The 16,766-nt window shown below is 60.4% G+C and carries 16 protein-coding genes; 12 read left to right on the top strand and 4 right to left on the bottom strand.

Annotated features, from left to right (window positions below; genetic code table 11):
* Positions 1-178 precede the first annotated feature (178 nt).
* Positions 179-787 (top strand): 3'-5' exoribonuclease, encoded by a 609-nt coding sequence (locus J3A65_RS12455; protein WP_245341531.1) that lies wholly within the window; start codon positions 179-181, stop codon positions 785-787.
* Complete coding sequence (locus tag J3A65_RS12450; protein ID WP_209901454.1) at positions 747-1,736, top strand: hypothetical protein; 990 nt, start codon at positions 747-749, stop codon at positions 1,734-1,736. The genes J3A65_RS12455 and J3A65_RS12450 overlap by 41 nt, the downstream gene beginning before the upstream one ends.
* Positions 1,737-1,805: 69 nt before the next feature.
* Here J3A65_RS12450 and mqo read toward each other — a convergent pair whose 3' ends face one another.
* Positions 1,806-3,512 (bottom strand): malate dehydrogenase (quinone), encoded by a 1,707-nt coding sequence (gene mqo / locus J3A65_RS12445; RefSeq protein WP_245341530.1) that lies wholly within the window; start codon positions 3,510-3,512, stop codon positions 1,806-1,808.
* A 213-nt stretch (positions 3,513-3,725) separates the two neighbouring features.
* Here mqo and J3A65_RS12440 point away from each other — a divergent pair, with 213 nt between their 5' ends.
* The 6 genes from J3A65_RS12440 to map all read left to right on the top strand — a co-directional run bounded on the left by J3A65_RS12440 (position 3,726) and on the right by map (position 9,220).
* A complete protein-coding gene (locus tag J3A65_RS12440) occupies positions 3,726-4,751 on the top strand; it encodes an ABC transporter substrate-binding protein (protein ID WP_062455545.1) in 1,026 nt (341 codons plus the stop codon).
* 71 nt (positions 4,752-4,822) lie between these two features.
* A complete protein-coding gene (locus J3A65_RS12435; RefSeq protein WP_245341664.1) occupies positions 4,823-5,824 on the top strand; it encodes an iron chelate uptake ABC transporter family permease subunit in 1,002 nt (333 codons plus the stop codon).
* Positions 5,821-6,582, top strand: coding sequence for an ABC transporter ATP-binding protein (locus J3A65_RS12430; protein WP_209901452.1), 762 nt, complete (start codon positions 5,821-5,823; stop codon positions 6,580-6,582). The genes J3A65_RS12435 and J3A65_RS12430 overlap by 4 nt, the downstream gene beginning before the upstream one ends.
* Positions 6,583-6,673: 91 nt before the next feature.
* Positions 6,674-7,138, top strand: coding sequence for an SRPBCC family protein (locus J3A65_RS12425; protein ID WP_062582828.1), 465 nt, complete (start codon positions 6,674-6,676; stop codon positions 7,136-7,138).
* A gap of 221 nt (positions 7,139-7,359) precedes the next feature.
* Positions 7,360-8,403, top strand: a complete 1,044-nt coding sequence (locus J3A65_RS12420; protein ID WP_209901450.1) for an LLM class flavin-dependent oxidoreductase — start codon at positions 7,360-7,362, stop codon at positions 8,401-8,403.
* A 58-nt stretch (positions 8,404-8,461) separates the two neighbouring features.
* Complete coding sequence (gene map / locus J3A65_RS12415) at positions 8,462-9,220, top strand: type I methionyl aminopeptidase (RefSeq protein WP_209901448.1); 759 nt, start codon at positions 8,462-8,464, stop codon at positions 9,218-9,220.
* Between the two features lie 53 nt (positions 9,221-9,273).
* Here the strand turns inward: map and J3A65_RS12410 are convergent, their stop codons facing one another.
* Complete coding sequence (locus tag J3A65_RS12410) at positions 9,274-9,489, bottom strand: hypothetical protein (protein ID WP_062455558.1); 216 nt, start codon at positions 9,487-9,489, stop codon at positions 9,274-9,276.
* 306 nt (positions 9,490-9,795) lie between these two features.
* Between J3A65_RS12410 and J3A65_RS12405 the strand changes: the two genes are divergently transcribed.
* Positions 9,796-10,983, top strand: a complete 1,188-nt coding sequence (locus tag J3A65_RS12405; protein WP_209901446.1) for a YbfB/YjiJ family MFS transporter — start codon at positions 9,796-9,798, stop codon at positions 10,981-10,983.
* A gap of 129 nt (positions 10,984-11,112) precedes the next feature.
* On the top strand, positions 11,113-12,390 hold the full coding sequence (gene sbmA / locus J3A65_RS12400) for a peptide antibiotic transporter SbmA (protein WP_062455562.1): 1,278 nt from the start codon (positions 11,113-11,115) through the stop codon (positions 12,388-12,390).
* A 359-nt stretch (positions 12,391-12,749) separates the two neighbouring features.
* Here sbmA and J3A65_RS12395 read toward each other — a convergent pair whose 3' ends face one another.
* Both J3A65_RS12395 and J3A65_RS12390 read right to left on the bottom strand, forming a co-directional pair.
* Positions 12,750-13,115: a VanZ family protein gene (locus J3A65_RS12395; protein WP_092660271.1), complete on the bottom strand. Its 366-nt coding sequence runs from the start codon at positions 13,113-13,115 to the stop codon at positions 12,750-12,752.
* A 75-nt stretch (positions 13,116-13,190) separates the two neighbouring features.
* Positions 13,191-14,177 carry a polysaccharide deacetylase gene (locus J3A65_RS12390; protein ID WP_209901444.1) on the bottom strand — a complete coding sequence of 329 codons (987 nt, stop codon included), beginning with the start codon at positions 14,175-14,177 and terminating at the stop codon, positions 13,191-13,193.
* Positions 14,178-14,392: 215 nt separating this feature from the next.
* Here J3A65_RS12390 and J3A65_RS12385 point away from each other — a divergent pair, with 215 nt between their 5' ends.
* Together J3A65_RS12385 and der are read left to right on the top strand one after the other, a co-directional pair.
* Positions 14,393-15,064, top strand: a complete 672-nt coding sequence (locus tag J3A65_RS12385) for a tetratricopeptide repeat protein (RefSeq protein ID WP_062455572.1) — start codon at positions 14,393-14,395, stop codon at positions 15,062-15,064.
* A gap of 30 nt (positions 15,065-15,094) precedes the next feature.
* Complete coding sequence (der, locus tag J3A65_RS12380; RefSeq protein WP_062455575.1) at positions 15,095-16,525, top strand: ribosome biogenesis GTPase Der; 1,431 nt, start codon at positions 15,095-15,097, stop codon at positions 16,523-16,525.
* Positions 16,526-16,766 lie beyond the last annotated feature (241 nt).

Below are 16,766 nucleotides of genomic sequence, written 5' to 3'. Positions count from 1 at the left end.
GTCGATCTATGGACTCGCGATCTCGAAAGTGCTGAAAGCCTCGCACGCCCTTAGAGTGGCAAATCGATCTCAAGAAGAGGACCGGCGCATGTTTCATTTGGGCGACGAGCATCCTTCAGTGTCGAAGCGTGCACACGATGCTTCGACCGACTCGAGTTCCACAACGTTGGAGAGCAAGTTGGACGTCTACTTCTCGGCCGATATCGAGACCGATGGTCCGATTCCAGGCCCGTACTCCATTCTTTCCTTTGCTCTGGTTGTTGCGGGTACATATGATGGAGTAGAGTTCAAACGTCCCGAAAACTATAGCGATAGTTTCTATCGAGAACTAAAGCCTATTTCAGCCGATTTTGAAGCAGAAGCTCTTGCGGTAAATGGGCTTGATCGGGCCAAGCTTTTTGAAACCGGATCTTCCGCGGAACGTGCAATGGACGACGCAGGGGAGTGGGTCCGAAAAATCGCGGGCAAAGGAAGCCCTGTGTTCGTTGCCTATCCGTTAAGTTTCGATTGGACGTGGTTATACTGGTATTTTGTGCGTTTTAGTAAGCAAGGATCACCTTTCGGCCATTCCCGTTGCTACGACATAAAAACGGCTCTTGCCGTTAAGAGTGGACGTCAGATCGCTGCGTCCGGGCGTTCCAATGTACCTAAGCCCTTGCTTCCAGATAGAATACATACGCACCACGCGCTTGATGACGCTATCGAACAAGCAGAAATTTTCGCAAATTTATTTGAATGGAGTGGGGATGGCGCATTATTTGGAAGAAAGAAGGACCCGAACTCTTAGTAAGATCGTAAGTTTAAAAGAGAAATTGGTGAATGCTGAAGCGCTCCTTCAGGGAAAAGCATGCGTCTATGCTACGGGGTCGTTTGGGAGGCTTGAGAGCGGACAGAACAGTGATCTTGATCTATTCATTCTGAGTAAGACCGGAACGGTCGACGGCGTCACGACGAGTCAATTGCGAAATCTTGACGCGATACTTGTGAAGGCAGACCTGATCAGTGCCGTTAGGGAGTCGGGCATTCCTGATTTTGATGCCGATGGGAAATACCTAGGTCATTATTCCGTCGGAGAGTTCACTGCCCATCTTGGAACTCCCGAGGACGATGCCAAAAATACATTGACGGGCAGGCTGCTCCTGTTCTTGGAAAGCACGCCCCTATTGGGCGAAGCGGTTTACGACGACATCATATCGGACGTGATCGCAGAATACTGGCGCGACTACGAAGATCACTCCTTGGAATTCATGCCGGCTTTTCTGGCTAATGACATCCTCCGCCTATGGCGTACCTTTTGCGTCAACTACGAAGCCAGGACGCGTCGAGACCCTCTTGACGAAAAAATCGAAGGGAAGATAAAAAATTACAAGCTCAAGCACAGCCGTGTTTTGACCTGTTACTCGGCTTTGCTGTTCCTTCTCGGTGTATTCAAATTAGATGAGACTGTATCTATCGAACGCGCCAAGGAGATGACTCACTCGACGCCAACGGGGCGGCTTATCTGGTTACAGAAGCAGGAGCAATTTCGCGAGGTTCACGAAGTTGTCGATCGATTGCTCAACGTATATTCGGATTTCCTTAAGGACACGGATAGGCCAAAGAAAGAGCTACGCGAAGATTTTGGCCAAAATAGTTTGTTTTGGGCGAAAAAATCGAGTGAGTTTGGTGATTTAATTTTCCAGGTCCTGCAGATAATTGGGCGGGATAACAAATTTTATCGGCTTTTGGTCGTTTAAATACGAAAAAACCGGGCATCCTTTCGGACACCCGGCTTCCATTCATTCGTCTGAGGCAGACCCTCCCGATTACAAAGCGATGTCCGGGACCTTTTTCACGTCGCCTTCTGGTGTGACAGTTGCTGTCGTGGCGGATGGGGCGTTGAGTGCCGGGGAGGCGATGGCGAGTTGCAGGCGGGCTTCCGTGGCGGCCCATGCCTTGGCAAGCATATCCGGGTTTTCGTTCAGCTTCTGGCCGTAGCTCGGAACGATCGTGTGGATGCGTTCCTGCCATTCCGGTGTCTTCAGCTTTTCGGCGAACACCTTCTTCAGAACATCGAGCATGATCGGGGCTGCGGTCGAGGCGCCCGGCGAAGCGCCGAGAAGGGCTGCGATCGAGCCGTCCTTGGCCGCGACGATCTCGGTGCCGAGCTTCAGCACGCCGCCCTTGACCGGATCGCGCTTGATGATCTGCACGCGCTGGCCGGCCTGCCACAGGCGCCAGTCCTCGGCCTTGGCATTGGGGAAGTAGACCTTGAGCGCTTCGAAACGGTCGTTGTCGGACATGATCAGCTGGCCGGCGAGATACTGGACGAGCGCGAACTCGTCGGTGCCGACCTTGACCATCGGCCAGATGTTGTCGAGCGTGACCGACGCCGGCAGATCGAACAGCGAGCCTTCCTTCAGGTACTTCGTCGAAAAGGTGGCGAAGGGGCCGAACAGGATGTGGCGCTTGCCTTCGAGCACGCGCGTGTCGAGATGCGGCACCGACATCGGCGGAGCGCCGGTCTCGGCCTGGCCATAGGCCTTGGCAAGGTGGCGTTCGACGATCTCAGGCTTGTCGCAGACGAGGAACGAGCCACCGACCGGGAAGCCGGCATAGTCGTCGCCTTCCGGAATGCCGGACATCTGCAGAAGCGGCAATGCGCCGCCGCCAGCACCGATAAAGACGAATTTTGCCCTGACGGTCTCGGATGCGCCGGTGTCACGGTTGGAATAGCTGACCGTCCAGGTGCCGTCGTCGTTCTTCTGCATGTCGTCGACTTCCGACGAGGTGCGCAGCGTGAACGTCTGCTGGGCCTTCAGGTGCGCCACATACTGGCGGGTGATTTCGCCCCACTCGACGTCGGTGCCGAGCGGGCTCCAGGTGACGGCGAGCTTCTGGTTCGCGTCACGTCCTTCCATCATCAGCGGAACCCATTCGGCGATCTTGGCGTGATCGTTCGAGAATTCCATGCCGGAGAAGAGCGGGCTTGCCTTCAGCGCTTCGAAGCGCTTGGCCAGGAACGCCGTATTGTCTTCGCCCCAGACAAAGCTCATGTGCGGCGTCGAGTTGATGAACGAGCGCGGATCCTTCAGAACGCCGACATCGACCTGGTGTGCCAGGAACTGACGGGTGACCTGGAACGCTTCGTTGATTTCGATGGCGCGGTTGATCTGGACATTGCCGTTGCTGTCCATCGGCGAATAGTTGAGTTCGGCAAGCGCCGAGTGGCCGGTGCCGGCGTTGTTCCAGCCGTTGGAGCTTTCCATCGCGACCTTGTCGAGGCGCTCGATCATTTCGATCGTCCAGGTCGGCTCGAGCTGCGAGATGAGAACGCCGAGCGTGGCGCTTATGATGCCGCCGCCGACGAGGAGAACGTCGACCGTCTTTTCGGGAGAGGTGGTTTGCGCCCAGCTCGGAAGCGTCGTCGCGCCAAGTGCAGCAGCGCCGCCCGCAGCGGAGCCGAGAAGCTGGCGACGGCTGACCGCCATGCCGCTTGTGGAGGACGAAATGTTATTGTTCTTGGAAGGCATCGCCACCTCGGAATTGTTGGTGTTTCGCTCCTCCCGCGGCGGTCTCTAAGGGATTTATCATAGACCGACAAGCCCCCGTTGCGGCATTTTGTCGGTAGGACAGCGTGACGCGGCGGCTGTTCTTCAAAAGATGATTGAATTCATCTTGTTTTGATCCGGCGGCGTGGATATAGGGCGCGTGCGCCCATCGTCCTTCAACAGGGAACCACTCTCGTGACAGCGATTAAGTCTCTTCTGGCCGTCTCCGGCCTTTGCGCCGCTCTTGGTCTCGCGACTGCCGATCTTGCCGAGGCGGCAACCCAGTACCCGCTGACGATCGACAATTGCGGCGCTTCCGTCACGTTCCAGAAGGCCCCGGAACGGGCCGTCGGACTTGGCCAGAACAGCGCGGAAATCCTGCTGATGCTCGGGCTCGAGGACAGGATGGTCGGAACCGCTTTCTGGCCGAGCAAGGTCCTGCCGCAACTGGAAGAAGCCAATGCCAAGGTGAAGCTGCTGACTGTCGAATTCCCGACATTCGAGAGCATTCTGGCGCAGAACCCGGATTTTGCCGCCGCCGCGCTGCCGAGCCTGATCGGCCCGACCAGCAAGGTTGCCAAGCGCGAGGATTTCGAGAAAGTCGGCGTCCCCACCTATATCTCGCCCAGCACCTGCCTTTCCACCGAAAAGGTGAAGAACGAATACGGCAGCCGCGACCAGCTTTGGAATATGGACCTGCTCTATAAGGAGATCGCCGAGCTTTCGCAGATCTTCGACGTTTCCGAGCGTGGCGAAGCGGTCATCGCCGATTTCAAGGCGCGTGAGGCAGCCCTTCGTTCGAGCGTTGCCAAGGACGGCAAGACACTCTCCTACCTGTTCTGGTTCTCCAGCCAGTCGCCGACCGCCGATGCCTATCTCGGCGGCAAGAACGCGGCCTCCGGCTTTATCGCCGATCTCTTGGGCGGCAAGAATGCCGTGACGGCGGAAGCCGAATGGCCGACGCTTGGATGGGAAAGCATCATCGCTGCCAATCCCGATGTGATCGTGGTCGCCAATCTCGACCGCAACCGTTGGGAGCTGGACAAGCCGGACGCCAAGATCAAGTTCCTGACCACCGATCCGGCCGTCAGCCAGATCGCGGCCGTCAAGAACAAGGCGATGGTGGTGATGGACGGTCAGGCGATGAACCCGACGATCCGCACGATCTACGGCGCCGAACAGGTGGCCTCGCAGCTCAAGGCGCTTGGTCTCCTGAAGTGAGCGAAACGCAGCGACCGATCCCGCAGCAAAGCCGGCATACGGGCCGGCAGAACGGGCGGCAGCTTGCCGTCCTGTTCGGCCTGCTGCTGGCGTCGCTCGCCGCCATCGGTCTCGTGGTCGGAGTGAGCGTCGGTATCGGCGACCTGCCGATCCCGCTTTCGACGACCTATGCCGCAATCACCAACCGGCTGGGCTGGACCGCGATCGCGCTCAACCGCATCCACGAGACGGTCATCTGGGACTACCGCCTCAGCCGGGCGCTGGTCGCATCCTTCTGCGGTGCGGGTCTTGCGCTGTCTGGCGCCATCATGCAGTCGCTGCTGCGCAATCCGCTGGCCGAGCCCTATGTGCTCGGCATTTCCGCCGGCGCCTCCACCGGGGCGGTGGCAATCGTCATTCTCGGGCTTGGCGCTGGCACGGTGTCGCTTTCGGCCGGTGCCTTTGCCGGCGCCTTTGCGGCGTTCTTTTTCGTAGCGTTGCTGTCGAACGGCGCGCGTGGCGGGGCGGATCGCACCATTCTTGCGGGCGTAGCGGCATCGCAGCTGTTCAACGCGGCAACCTCCTATATCGTTACCACATCCGGCAATGCGCAGCAGGCGCGTGACGTGATGTTCTGGCTGCTCGGCAGTTTCGGCGGCGTGCGCTGGCCGGAATTCATGCTCGTCTCGGTCATCGTCGGCGTGTGCCTGATCGTCTGCCTGTTCTATGCGCGCGTGCTCGACGCGTTTGCCTTCGGAGACGAGGCGGCCGCCTCGCTCGGCGTCAATGTCGGTCGGGCCCGCATCGTGCTGTTTGCGCTGACGGCGATCATGACGGCGACGATCGTCTCGATGGTTGGAACGATCGGCTTTGTCGGTCTCGTCGTGCCGCATGCGGCGAGGTTCATCGTCGGGCCTTTGCATATCCGGCTGCTGCCGGCCTGCGCCATCGTCGGTGCAATCTTCATGGTGCTGGCCGATATCGCCTCGCGGGCGCTGATCCCGCAGCAGGTTCTGCCGATCGGCGTCGTCACGGCTTTGGTCGGCGTGCCGTTCTTCTCCGTCATTCTCTACCGGTTCCAGAAGTCGTCATGAGCATCGAAGCGGAAAATCTCAGCTGGAAGATCGGCCGCAAGACCATTCTCGACGGCGTGTCCTTCGCGGCCGAACCGGGTAAGATGGTTGGGCTGCTCGGGCCGAACGGATCCGGCAAGACCTCGCTTTTGCGCCTGATCGCCGGACTGAAGACGCCGCATGCGGGCAAAGTGACGCTCGATGGCCGCGATATCGGCACGATCGGCCGACGCTCGATCGCGCAGAGGGTGGCGTTCGTGGAGCAGCATGCGACGACCAATTCCAGTCTGCGCGTGATCGACGTGGTCAAGCTCGGGCGGTTTCCGCACCGCTCGATGTTTTCAGGCTGGTCGATGGCCGACGACGAGGCGGTGAGTGAGGCGCTGGAACGATCCGGCATGGTGGAAAAGCGCAACGACCGCTGGCAGAGCCTGTCGGGTGGCGAGAGGCAGCGCGTGCATATCGCGCGGGCGCTCGCGCAATCGCCGAAGGAACTGATCCTCGACGAGCCGACCAACCATCTCGATGTCCAGCACCAGATCAGCCTCATGCGGCTGGTTGCCGGTCTGCCGGTCACAAGCGTGATCGCGCTGCACGATCTCAACCACGCCGCGATGTTCTGCGACAGCCTGATCATCCTGCAGCAGGGCAAGATCGTTGCATCAGGGACACCGGAGGAGATCATCACGCAGGAACTTCTGAGGGACGTGTTTTCGGTCGATGCGCGGGTGGAAACCTCGTCGCATCACGGGCGGCCGCATATCCACTATCTGCGATAGATCCGAAAACCTCGTATTCGCGCTTCCCTTGCGACGCATTCGTTGTAGGCTCATGTCTTCAGCACGTTGAACAGGCACGGGAGAGAGACGGATGACACACGCCGCATACGCACTGCAGATCGTCCGCGAGTTCGATGTGCCGGCCGAGAAGCTCTACAAGGTCTGGACGACGCCGGAACGGTTCGGCGAGTGGTTCTGCCCGCTGCCCTGGAAAGTGACGCAGGCGCGCGCCGACCTTCGTCCCGGCGGCGAGAGTTTTGTGCTGATGCAGGGGCCGGAAGGCGAAACGGTGCCGAATGCCGGAGTCTATCTGGAAGTGGTGCCGAACAGGAAGCTCGTGTTTACCGACGCCTATACGGCCGGATGGGTGCCCTCGGCCAAGCCGTTCATGACCGGCATCATCGCGTTCGAGGATATCGGCGGCGGACGCTCCCGCTACACGGCAACTGCCGTCCACTGGGCCGAGGAAGACATGATCGCCCACCGGGACATGGGGTTCGAGCAAGGCTGGGGCGTGGTTGCGGACCAGATGGCAGAGATTGCCAAGACGATGTAGATTTTCTCGATTCCTTTCAGGCTGTTGGGCCCTATCGCTCGTGTCCTTAATCCGCAAACGGTGCGGCTGACGATGTGAATCCGGTTTAGGATCCAAGTGTCTGAAACCAGATTCCTTTTGCCTATCCACTCAATCGAACGAACCGTTCGAGAAAATCCGGTTTGCGGGATGTCTGTCCGGTGACTATGTGACTGGCATCAGCAACCGGATATCTTCTGACGATGGAACTCGGCCTTTACACTTTCGGTGATCTCGACCCGACCACGCTCAACAAGGGTGGGGAGGCGGCACGGCGGCTGGCGAACCTTTTGGAAGAGATCGAGCTTGCCGACCAGGTGGGGCTCGACGTGTTCGGGCTCGGCGAACATCACCGGGCCGACTATGTGATATCGTCACCGGCGACGGTGCTTGCGGCGGCGGCCGTGCGCACGAAAAACATCCGGCTGACGAGTGCGGTCACGGTTCTGTCTTCGGAAGATCCGGTGCGGGTGTTTCAGGAATTTGCGACAGTCGATCTGATTTCCGGCGGCCGGGCCGAGATCATGGCCGGGCGCGGCTCGTTCATCGAATCCTTCCCGCTGTTCGGCTATGACCTTGGCGACTACGACGACCTGTTTTCGGAAAAGCTCGATCTGCTGCTCGCGCTACGCGACAATGAGATCGTGACCTGGCAGGGCGAAAAGCGGGCGCCGATCAATGCCCGAGGCGTCTATCCGCGGCCGCTGCAGAACCAGATGCCGGTGTGGATCGCGGTTGGCGGCACGCCGCAATCGGTGGCGCGGGCCGGCGCCATGGGCCTGCCGCTTGCGGTCGCCATCATCGGCGGGGAATATCCGCGCTTTGCGCCGTTCTTCAAGCTTTACCGCGAGGCGGCGACGCGGGCCGGGCATGATGCCGCCACCCTGCCGACTAGCATCGCTGTCCATGGGTTCATCGCCGATACGACCGATATGGCTGCCCAGCAGTTCTACGGGCCGCAGGCTTCTGTGATGGACCGGATCGGCCGAGAGCGCGGCTGGGGGCCGACCAACCGGGCGCATTTCGACCAGGCCCGTGGTCCGATCGGCAATCTCTTTGTCGGCGAGCCGGGGCTGGTGGCGGAAAAGATCATCGCTGCCCACACGGTGTTCGGCATGAGCCGTTTCATGCTGCAGATGGCGATCGGCCTGATGCCGCATGATCAGATCATGCGCGGCATTGAACTCTACGGCACGAAAGTGGCGCCGATCGTCAGAAAAGAGATCGGGAGCCCAAAAAGCATTTGACGGGCCGGGTCGTTGGCGCGAAACCGGCGACCTTACAGAGAGTGGACGTGCGGGACGGATGATCATTTCGAACGAAGACGAGCTTGCAAAGCTCAAGAAGATCGGCAGGCTCTGCGCCCGTGCGGTGGATCTGATGGGCAAGGCGCTCGAGCCCGGGATCACCACCCGCGAACTGGATGCGATCGGCCGCAAGCTTCTGGAAGACAACGGCGCGCAGTCGGCCCCGGAGCATGACTACCAGTTTCCCGGCGCGACCTGCATTTCCGTCAACGAGGAAGTGGCGCACGGAATTCCCGGCGACCGGGCGATTGCGGCGGGCGATCTCGTCAATATCGACGTTTCGGCGCTCAAGGACGGATTTTACGGCGATACAGGCGCGTCATTCTGCGTGCCGCCGGTCAAGCGCGAGGTCGAAAAGCTGTGCCGCGACGGCAAGCGGGCGCTGTGGACCGGGTTGCAGCAGGTGAAGACGGGAAAGCCGATTGCCGGCATCGGCAACGCGATCGGGGCGTTTGCCAAGAAGAACCGCTATACGCTGATCACCAATCTTTCGAGCCACGGCATCGGCCGCTCGCTGCACGAGGAGCCGGGTGAAGTGCCGACATGGCCGGATCCGCAGGAAAGCCGTATCATGGAGGAGGGGCTGGTGTTTACCATCGAGCCGTTCCTGTCGCTCGGCGGCGAATGGGCCGAGGACGCCGACGACAAGAGCGATCCGTGGACGCTCTACAGCGAACCCAAGGCGCCGACCGTGCAGTTCGAGCACACGATCGTGGTGACGCGCAACGGGCCGCTGATCCTGACGCTGGCAGACTAGGCTATCCTAGCTCTGTCAGCAGACCGGCCGAAGAGTCGGCCGTGTCGATCCGATCAGCTTTTCTTGTGTTTGCTGCAGACGATATCCAGCCTGCGATAGAAAGCGTCGGCGCGCTCCTGATTGAGCTTGTCCATCATCAGGCTGGTCTGGCGACGGGCAGCGCTTTCGAGCAACTGGGCAAAAGCCGCGTTGCCGATCTGGTCGGCCTCGCGCAGCTGCGAGATCAAAGGGTCGGACATCACGTCCGAACGGGTAAGATCCTGGTTCATCAATATAAACTCCATCATCCCTACAAAATCGATCCGAACACCTGAAACGGCATTCGAAGGGTACGATGCGTAGATTTCCTAAAATGAACGCCGGCCAGGACATCCGAATCACCGGAGCCCCTGTCGACCTTCATATAATGCCCGTCATTCGTGTCAGCAAAGCGACAGAAGTCGTGATTTGTGGTGTCGGGAATGGGATTGCAGGTGATCCGAATTTGAGGCTGCCCGACCACCCATCAGCGCTCGTCATCGCAGCGATGACAATTTCTGCATTGTGCAGCGCAACCGCCGCTGGGATAAGGCGGCATGTTGCAGATCTCTACGCCTCAGGTTCGAACCCCCCTTATGATCGGCGTGTCCGGCGGCGTTGCGATGGCGGCGGCGATGGGGTTCGGGCGGTTCTTCTATACACCGGTGCTGCCGGGGATGATTGCGGGCATCCCGATCTCGGCTGCCGATGCGGGTACGATTGCAGCCGGTAACTTTGCGGGTTATCTGGCCGGTGCCTTGCTTTCGGCCTATGGCTGGGCGTCAGGTCGCGAGCGGCAGGTGGCGCTCGGAGGATTGCTGGCGACAGCGGTTCTTCTGGCGGCCATGGGTCTTTCGACATCGGTCACGGTGTTTGTGGTGATCCGTTTTCTCGCCGGGCTTGCTAGTGCGTTTTCGATGATCTTCACCTCGGCCGTGGTGCTGCCGCATGCGGCGGGCCGTCCGACTGTCGGCATGCTGCATTACGGTGGCGTGGGCGCCGGCATCGCGCTGTCTTCGGCGCTTGCCTTCATCGTCAACACGGTGGCGGGTGATGCGGCGCACGGGTGGCGGATCAACTGGTTTGCGGGTGCGGCAATCGCGTTTCTTGTCTTCCTCCTGGTGTCGCGCGGATTGCCGCGGCCGGCCGGGGAGACGCGGGTACCCGTCGAGCCCAGGCTCGTCTGGAACCGTCCGCTCGTGCTGATAACGCTGTCCTATGGCCTGTTCGGCTTCGGTTATGTGATTACCGCCACCTTTCTTGTCGCGATTGCGCGGATGGGCAATGCCGGGTCGGTGGTCGAGTTTCTGGCCTGGTTCGTTACCGGGTGTGCGGCCACGGTTTCGCTGTTTGCCTGGCAGCCATTCGTCAGGCGGCTGGGGCTCGGGGCCGCCTATTGCGCCGCCATCGCGTTGCTGTGGCTCGGCGTGCTCGGCTCGGTGATACTGCCTGCGGTTCCAGGTGCGCTGTTCGGCGGGTTGCTGCTTGGGGCAACATTCATGGTCGTTACCGCCTACGGGCTGCAGCTCGGCCGCCAGCTTGCGCCGCAAAGCCCGCGCCGCGCCTTTGCCTTCATGACCGCCGCCTTCGGCACCGGCCAGATCGTCGGGCCGCTCGTGGCGGGGTTTATAGCGGAGCGGAGCGGCAGTTTCACGCTACCGTCGCTGATTGCAGCCGGCGCCCTTGTCGTGTGCGTCGGGCTGGCATTGCCGCTGATCCGGTATGTGCCTCGACGGGACGCCTGAGGGCTGATGCTTACATTTATGTAACAATGGCGGGGAACCATTGCCGCTCCCTTGGAACTGCCTTAGTTTCCGGCCACATCGTCCACCCCGACATCATCCTAGAATCGAACTCAGGAAAGCGCGCGCTCCGTGTTCCACTCCTTCTTTCCCCGACCAAAACTGTTTTTCCTTTCGGCGATCGCATTTGCGTTTGTCGCTGTCCTCGCCTGGTATTTTGTTTTTGCCGGTATCGGCGACAGTCTTGGCTTCGGCGCGCCGGAGGGGGCGGTGGAACCCTACGACCTCACCTTCTTCCTGATGCCGTCGAATGTCTTTTTCTATGCCTATTTTGCAATCTGCATGCTGTTGTTCGGCGCCGCATGGAGTTTCATCGATCGCTACAATCCGTGGATCGGCTGGTCGGTGTGGGGATCCCTGTTGATCGTCGCCGTCACCTATTTCGGCGTGCAGGTGACCGTCGTCATCAACAACTGGCGCCGTCCTTTCGGTGATACGCTGATGAACGCCCTGCAGGGCAAGCCGGGGACGACGGCATGGGACTTCTACAGTCTGATGCTGATCTTCGCGCAGGTGGCTTTCCTCAGCATGGCCGTATCGATCCTCACGGATTTCTTCACCAGCCACTACATCTTTCGCTGGCGCACGGCGATGAACGACTTCTACATGTCAAAATGGGAGCAGTTGCGCCATATCGAAGGCGCATCGCAGCGTGTCCAGGAAGATACGATGCGGTTCTCCGCGACGCTGGAAGGCCTTGGCATTACGCTGATCAATTCCGTGATGACCCTGATTGTCTTCCTGCCGATCCTGTTCGGACTGTCGAGCTACGTGACGGAACTGCCGATTATCGGGCAGATACCGCATGCGCTGTTCTGGTTGGCGATCTTCTGGGCAACCTTTGGTACCGTTCTTCTGGCAACTGTCGGCGTCAAGCTTCCGGGGTTGAATTTCCGCAACCAGCGCGTTGAAGCCGCCTACCGCAAGGAACTTGTTTACGGCGAGGACCATGCCGATCGCGCCCAGCCTGCGACGGTCAGAGAACTCTACGGGAATGTGCGGAAGAACTATTTCCGCATGTACTGGCATTACCTCTATTTCAACGTCGCCCGCTATTTCTACATCCAGGCGGACGGGCTTTTCCTGCTGTTCATGCTGGTTCCAACCATCGTCGCCGGCAAGATTACCTATGGTATCTACCAGCAGATCGCCACGGCCTTCGGGCAGGTGTCGAACTCGTTCCAGTATCTGGTCAATTCCTGGACGACGATCATCGAGCTTCTATCGATCCACAAGCGCCTGAAGGCCTTCGAGGCGGCGATCGATGGTGAGCCGCTGCCGGAGATCGACCGGAATTATCTGGTGCGTGAAGCGGAAGGCGGGGAGATGGCGGCGAACAAGCCGACCTGACCTGATCGTCGTTTCCAGATAGCAGACAGCAGTTTTGGCCGCGCCGGGTGACTAGTCCGGCGCGGTTTCTCGTTCAGGGGAAGGGCAGGCGGCGCAATAAGGGTATTTTGGAGTTCAGGCTTTCCGCCTGCCGGGACCGTTTCCGATGATTTTCGGGATGCCGAAAACCGTCACGGCCATCATCGGAACCGGTTCTTTCGAACCTGTTGGTGATGCCGGTTCGCGAACCCGGTTCCCCGCCCAATGACGCAATCATTATCCCGCGGCCGGACAGCGTGAGGACGAGCAGTTTTCAGAAAAATGATAATCCGTTGATTTCGAACGGAGATAACGTGCATTAGCGGATTTTTCGGACGCCTTTAGGCGACAGCTTTGCGGCGGAACCGCATCTGGTTCAGCGCCCAGCCGGCAAGGCAGCCGATGGCGGCGCCTGCGGCCTTGACCAGTGCATCATCCATATGGGCATGGCGCGAGGGCGACAGGAGCTGCAGCATCTCGATGCCGCCAGCCCCGATCAAGAGCAGAACTGCGCAAAAAATCCACTGGCGCGGATAGGCGGCGACGAAGAGGAAGGCCATCACGGCGAAGGCCGCCGCCCGGTCGACATCCACGGGCAGGAGGTCGTGCGGCCGCAGGTCGATCGGCGAGATCGTCACGAAGACGATCGCGGCGAGCGCCAGCCAGGCCAGGGTCCTGGCCGGATTTGCGAGAAGGCGGTTTGTCATCAGGGTGTCATACCGAACTATGCTGCATTGCGAAAATCGAATCGTCGCCCGCGGTTAACGGCGTCCAGCAGACGGCTACAGGCCGGACGTTGCCTTGGCCTTGCGACGTTCTGCGATCATGGGGATGGCCTGCTTGTAGCTGACGCAGGCGACATCGTCCCTATTGCAGACTTCTGAGACCAGCCGTTCCATCGCCCGCCAATAGGCACCGCCGTTCATCTCGACGAAGTGAAAGCCGAGCTGAACAGGAATGCGGTCACCGTCGTATTCGCGGTCGAAGGCGGCGCGGAACGCGGAATAGGCGCGGTCCTCGAACGTGGACGACTGGCTGGGATTGTCGATGCCGCCGGAATGGCGGATGAACAGATTGTAATCCATGGCGATGATCGGTCGCTGCGACGGGCCTTCGGGAATGAGCGGCAGGCCGAAGCGGATCAGCCAGTCCTCCTCTTCCGGCATCATCGGCCCCTTGGTGACAAGGCTTGCATCATAGGTAAAGCCCGCTTTTTTCTCGGCGACAGTCATGCCGGCACTGGTGGCGAAATAGGGGGCGCGGAAACCACGGATGTCGTTCGCCACGAAATCCTTCCAGCCGTCGGGTTCGCTGTCGCCAGCACCGACCGCGGTCCAGGCATTGCCGAGCACGCGCGAGAAGGTCGTCATCTCGGCGCTCCAGTCTGCCGCGGACCAGTCCTTGCCGTCGAAGTGGCCGCAGGTGTGGCTGGAAATGTCGTGGCCTTCCTGATGCGCCTGCCAGATATGGGAAAGCCGTTCTCGCGCTTCGTCTTTCGTCTGGGCAAAGCCGATATTGGAGCGGCCGGGCTTGTGGCCCGGTCCCTGATAGGTCGACCGCTCGGCGCGGGGGATCAGCAGCGTGCAGGACAGGAAGTAGGTGAAGTGGGCGTTGTTGGCCCTCGCAAAATCGCGGCTGCGCTGCCACAGGTGGTTGGGACCGGCGCCATCGAAGGAGACGATCAGCAACTGTTTCGGCCGCTCGTCTGCGCTCAACGCCGGGGAGGCGAGGCAGAGGCAAAGGGCGATGGAGGAAGAGAGCAAACGCATGGCAACCCGGTACTGTGTCCAAAGGGGAGAATCGAGGCGAATTTCCCTGCGCCCGGATTAAGGCGAAGCTTTGAATTGGGATATGATAGAAGGGACCAAGGCTCCTTGCATCAACAAGCTTGTTTGAGAATTGCGTGAGGGGCCTTACATCCTTAGCAAAATAAGCTATTAGGCGCTCTTTAGATGGATGGGGCCCCAGCAAGGCCGGAGTGATCATGGCGCAGAACGACGACAGCTTTTTCCGTGAGGTCAACGAAGAACTTCGTTCCGACCAGTTGCAGTATGTGTGGAAGCGCTACAGCCGTATCCTGATCGGCGTTGCCGTTCTCGTCGTCCTCGGCACGGCCGGCTGGCGCGGGTACGAATACTGGGAAAACCACGGTTCGTCGCAGTCGGGTGACCGGTTCATCGCGGCGCTTGATCTTGCCTCGAAGGGCAAGAACGACGAAGCGCTGGCGGCACTCTCCGCGATCGAAAAGGATGGCTCCGGCGCCTATCCGGTTCTCGCCAAGATGCGTGCAGGCTCGGTTCAGGCCGCCAAGGGCGATACCGGGGCAGCCATCTCCACCTTTACCGCGATCGGCGGCGACACTTCAGCGCCGGCCGCAATCCGCGATCTCGCAAAACTGCGTGCCGCATGGCTGCTGATCGACGCCGGCACCTACGATCAGGTGTCTGCACAGGCGCAGGCGATGGCCAACCAGGGCCAGACGCTTGCCAATTCCGCCCGCGAGGCACTCGGTCTTGCCGCCTACAAGGCCGGCAACATGGCGGAAGCCAAGACCTGGTTCCAGCGGATCGCCGAGGATGCCAGTGCGCCGCGCAACGTTGCCAACCGCGCCCAGATCATGCTCGACAACATCGCCGCATCCGGCAAGGCGCCCTGATTTTTCGCCACAGGGCAGCAAGGAACGACTATGAGCTTCACCGTCGCCATCGTAGGACGCCCGAATGTCGGCAAGTCCACGCTCTTCAACCGGCTGGTCGGCAAGAAGCTCGCGCTCGTCGATGACACGCCGGGCGTTACCCGTGACCGCCGCCCGGGCGATGCCAAGCTGATCGACCTCCGGTTCATCATCATCGATACGGCCGGTCTCGAAGAGGTCGGTCCCGATACGCTCGAGGGCCGCATGCGGGCCCAGACCGAGCTCGCCATCGAGGATGCCGACCTGACGCTGTTCGTGGTCGATGCGAAATTCGGTCTGACACCGCTCGACAAGACGTTCGGCGAACTGTTGCGCCGCAGCGGCAAGCCGGTCGTGCTGGTGGCCAACAAATCCGAAGCCAAGGGTTCCGACGGCGGCTTCTACGATGCCTATACGCTGGGTCTCGGCGAGCCGGTGCCGATTTCTGCCGAACACGGCCAGGGCATGATCGACCTGCGCGACGCGATCGTCGAGGCGATCGGCGAAGACCGGGCGTTTCCGGAAGGCGACGACGACGAGGCCGAGACGGATATCGACGTGCGCGACAGCGTGCTGGGCGAAGAGGCCGACGACGAGTTCGAGCCGGCCTATGACGATACCAAGCCGCTGCGGGTTGCCATTATCGGCCGTCCGAATGCCGGCAAGTCGACGCTGATCAACCGCTTCCTCGGCGAGGATCGGCTGCTGACCGGGCCGGAAGCCGGCATCACCCGCGACAGCATTTCCGTCGACTGGGAGTGGCGTGGCCGCACGATCAAGATGTTCGACACGGCCGGCATGCGCAAAAAGGCCCGCGTCCAGGAGAAGCTCGAAAAACTGTCCGTCGCCGACGCGCTGCGGTCGATCCGCTTTGCCGAGACGGTCGTGATCGTGTTCGACGCGACCATCCCGTTCGAGAAGCAGGACCTGCAGCTGGTCGATCTGGTGCTGCGCGAAGGACGCGCCGCCGTGCTCGCCTTCAACAAGTGGGATCTTGTCGAAGAGCCGCAGGCGGTGCTGGCCGAGCTGCGCGAAAAGACCGAGCGGCTGCTGCCGCAGGCGCGCGGCATCCGCGCCGTGCCGATTTCCGGCCAGACCGGTTATTCGCTCGACAAGCTGATGCAGAGCATCATCGACACCGACATGGTGTGGAACAAGCGCATCTCGACGGCCAAGCTCAATCGCTGGCTGGAAGGCACGCAGGTTCAGCATCCGCCACCGGCCGTTTCGGGCCGTCGCCTGAAGCTCAAATACATGACGCAGGTCAAGGCCCGCCCGCCGGCCTTCATGATTTCCTGCACGCGTCCCGATGCCCTGCCGGAAAGCTACATCCGCTATCTGACCAACGGCCTGCGCGCCGATTTCCAGATCCCGGGCGTGCCGATCCGCATTCACTTCAAGGCGGGCGAGAACCCGTTCGAAAACCGCCGCAAGAAGCGATAAACCTGCTCGATGATCGCGTTTAGTGCAGAGCGTCGATCATCAGCAGCACGAGCGATTTCGCCAAATGGTTGAAATATAAGCCAGAACGTGGGCTGAACGCAGCGACCGCTCAGGCGTTTCGCGCTCTGCTTGCATTCGGTTCGTCTTTATGATCCACTCCTTCTTGTCGACCCGGTGCTGTGGAGGGCGTTGGGCGGCCTTTTGGGAGGTTTTTCATGATCGTACTCGGTCTGCTGACTGC

Source organism: Rhizobium sp. PvP014 (assembly GCF_017876855.1).
GTDB lineage: Bacteria > Pseudomonadota > Alphaproteobacteria > Rhizobiales > Rhizobiaceae > Neorhizobium > Neorhizobium soli.
This window is presented reverse-complemented; position numbering and strand designations above follow the sequence as displayed.

Coding starts and splice junctions, on each gene's coding strand:
- J3A65_RS12395 (WP_092660271.1), bottom strand. CDS start 13,115: ATGACAAACCGCCTTCTCGCAAATCCGGCCAGGACCCTGGCCTGGCTG.
- der (WP_062455575.1), top strand. CDS start 15,095: ATGAGCTTCACCGTCGCCATCGTAGGACGCCCGAATGTCGGCAAGTCC.
- J3A65_RS12420 (WP_209901450.1), top strand. CDS start 7,360: ATGGAACTCGGCCTTTACACTTTCGGTGATCTCGACCCGACCACGCTC.
- J3A65_RS12450 (WP_209901454.1), top strand. CDS start 747: ATGGCGCATTATTTGGAAGAAAGAAGGACCCGAACTCTTAGTAAGATC.
- mqo (WP_245341530.1), bottom strand. CDS start 3,512: ATGCCTTCCAAGAACAATAACATTTCGTCCTCCACAAGCGGCATGGCG.
- J3A65_RS12425 (WP_062582828.1), top strand. CDS start 6,674: ATGACACACGCCGCATACGCACTGCAGATCGTCCGCGAGTTCGATGTG.
- J3A65_RS12405 (WP_209901446.1), top strand. CDS start 9,796: ATGTTGCAGATCTCTACGCCTCAGGTTCGAACCCCCCTTATGATCGGC.
- J3A65_RS12430 (WP_209901452.1), top strand. CDS start 5,821: ATGAGCATCGAAGCGGAAAATCTCAGCTGGAAGATCGGCCGCAAGACC.
- J3A65_RS12385 (WP_062455572.1), top strand. CDS start 14,393: ATGGCGCAGAACGACGACAGCTTTTTCCGTGAGGTCAACGAAGAACTT.
- J3A65_RS12410 (WP_062455558.1), bottom strand. CDS start 9,489: ATGAACCAGGATCTTACCCGTTCGGACGTGATGTCCGACCCTTTGATC.
- J3A65_RS12390 (WP_209901444.1), bottom strand. CDS start 14,177: ATGCGTTTGCTCTCTTCCTCCATCGCCCTTTGCCTCTGCCTCGCCTCC.
- map (WP_209901448.1), top strand. CDS start 8,462: ATGATCATTTCGAACGAAGACGAGCTTGCAAAGCTCAAGAAGATCGGC.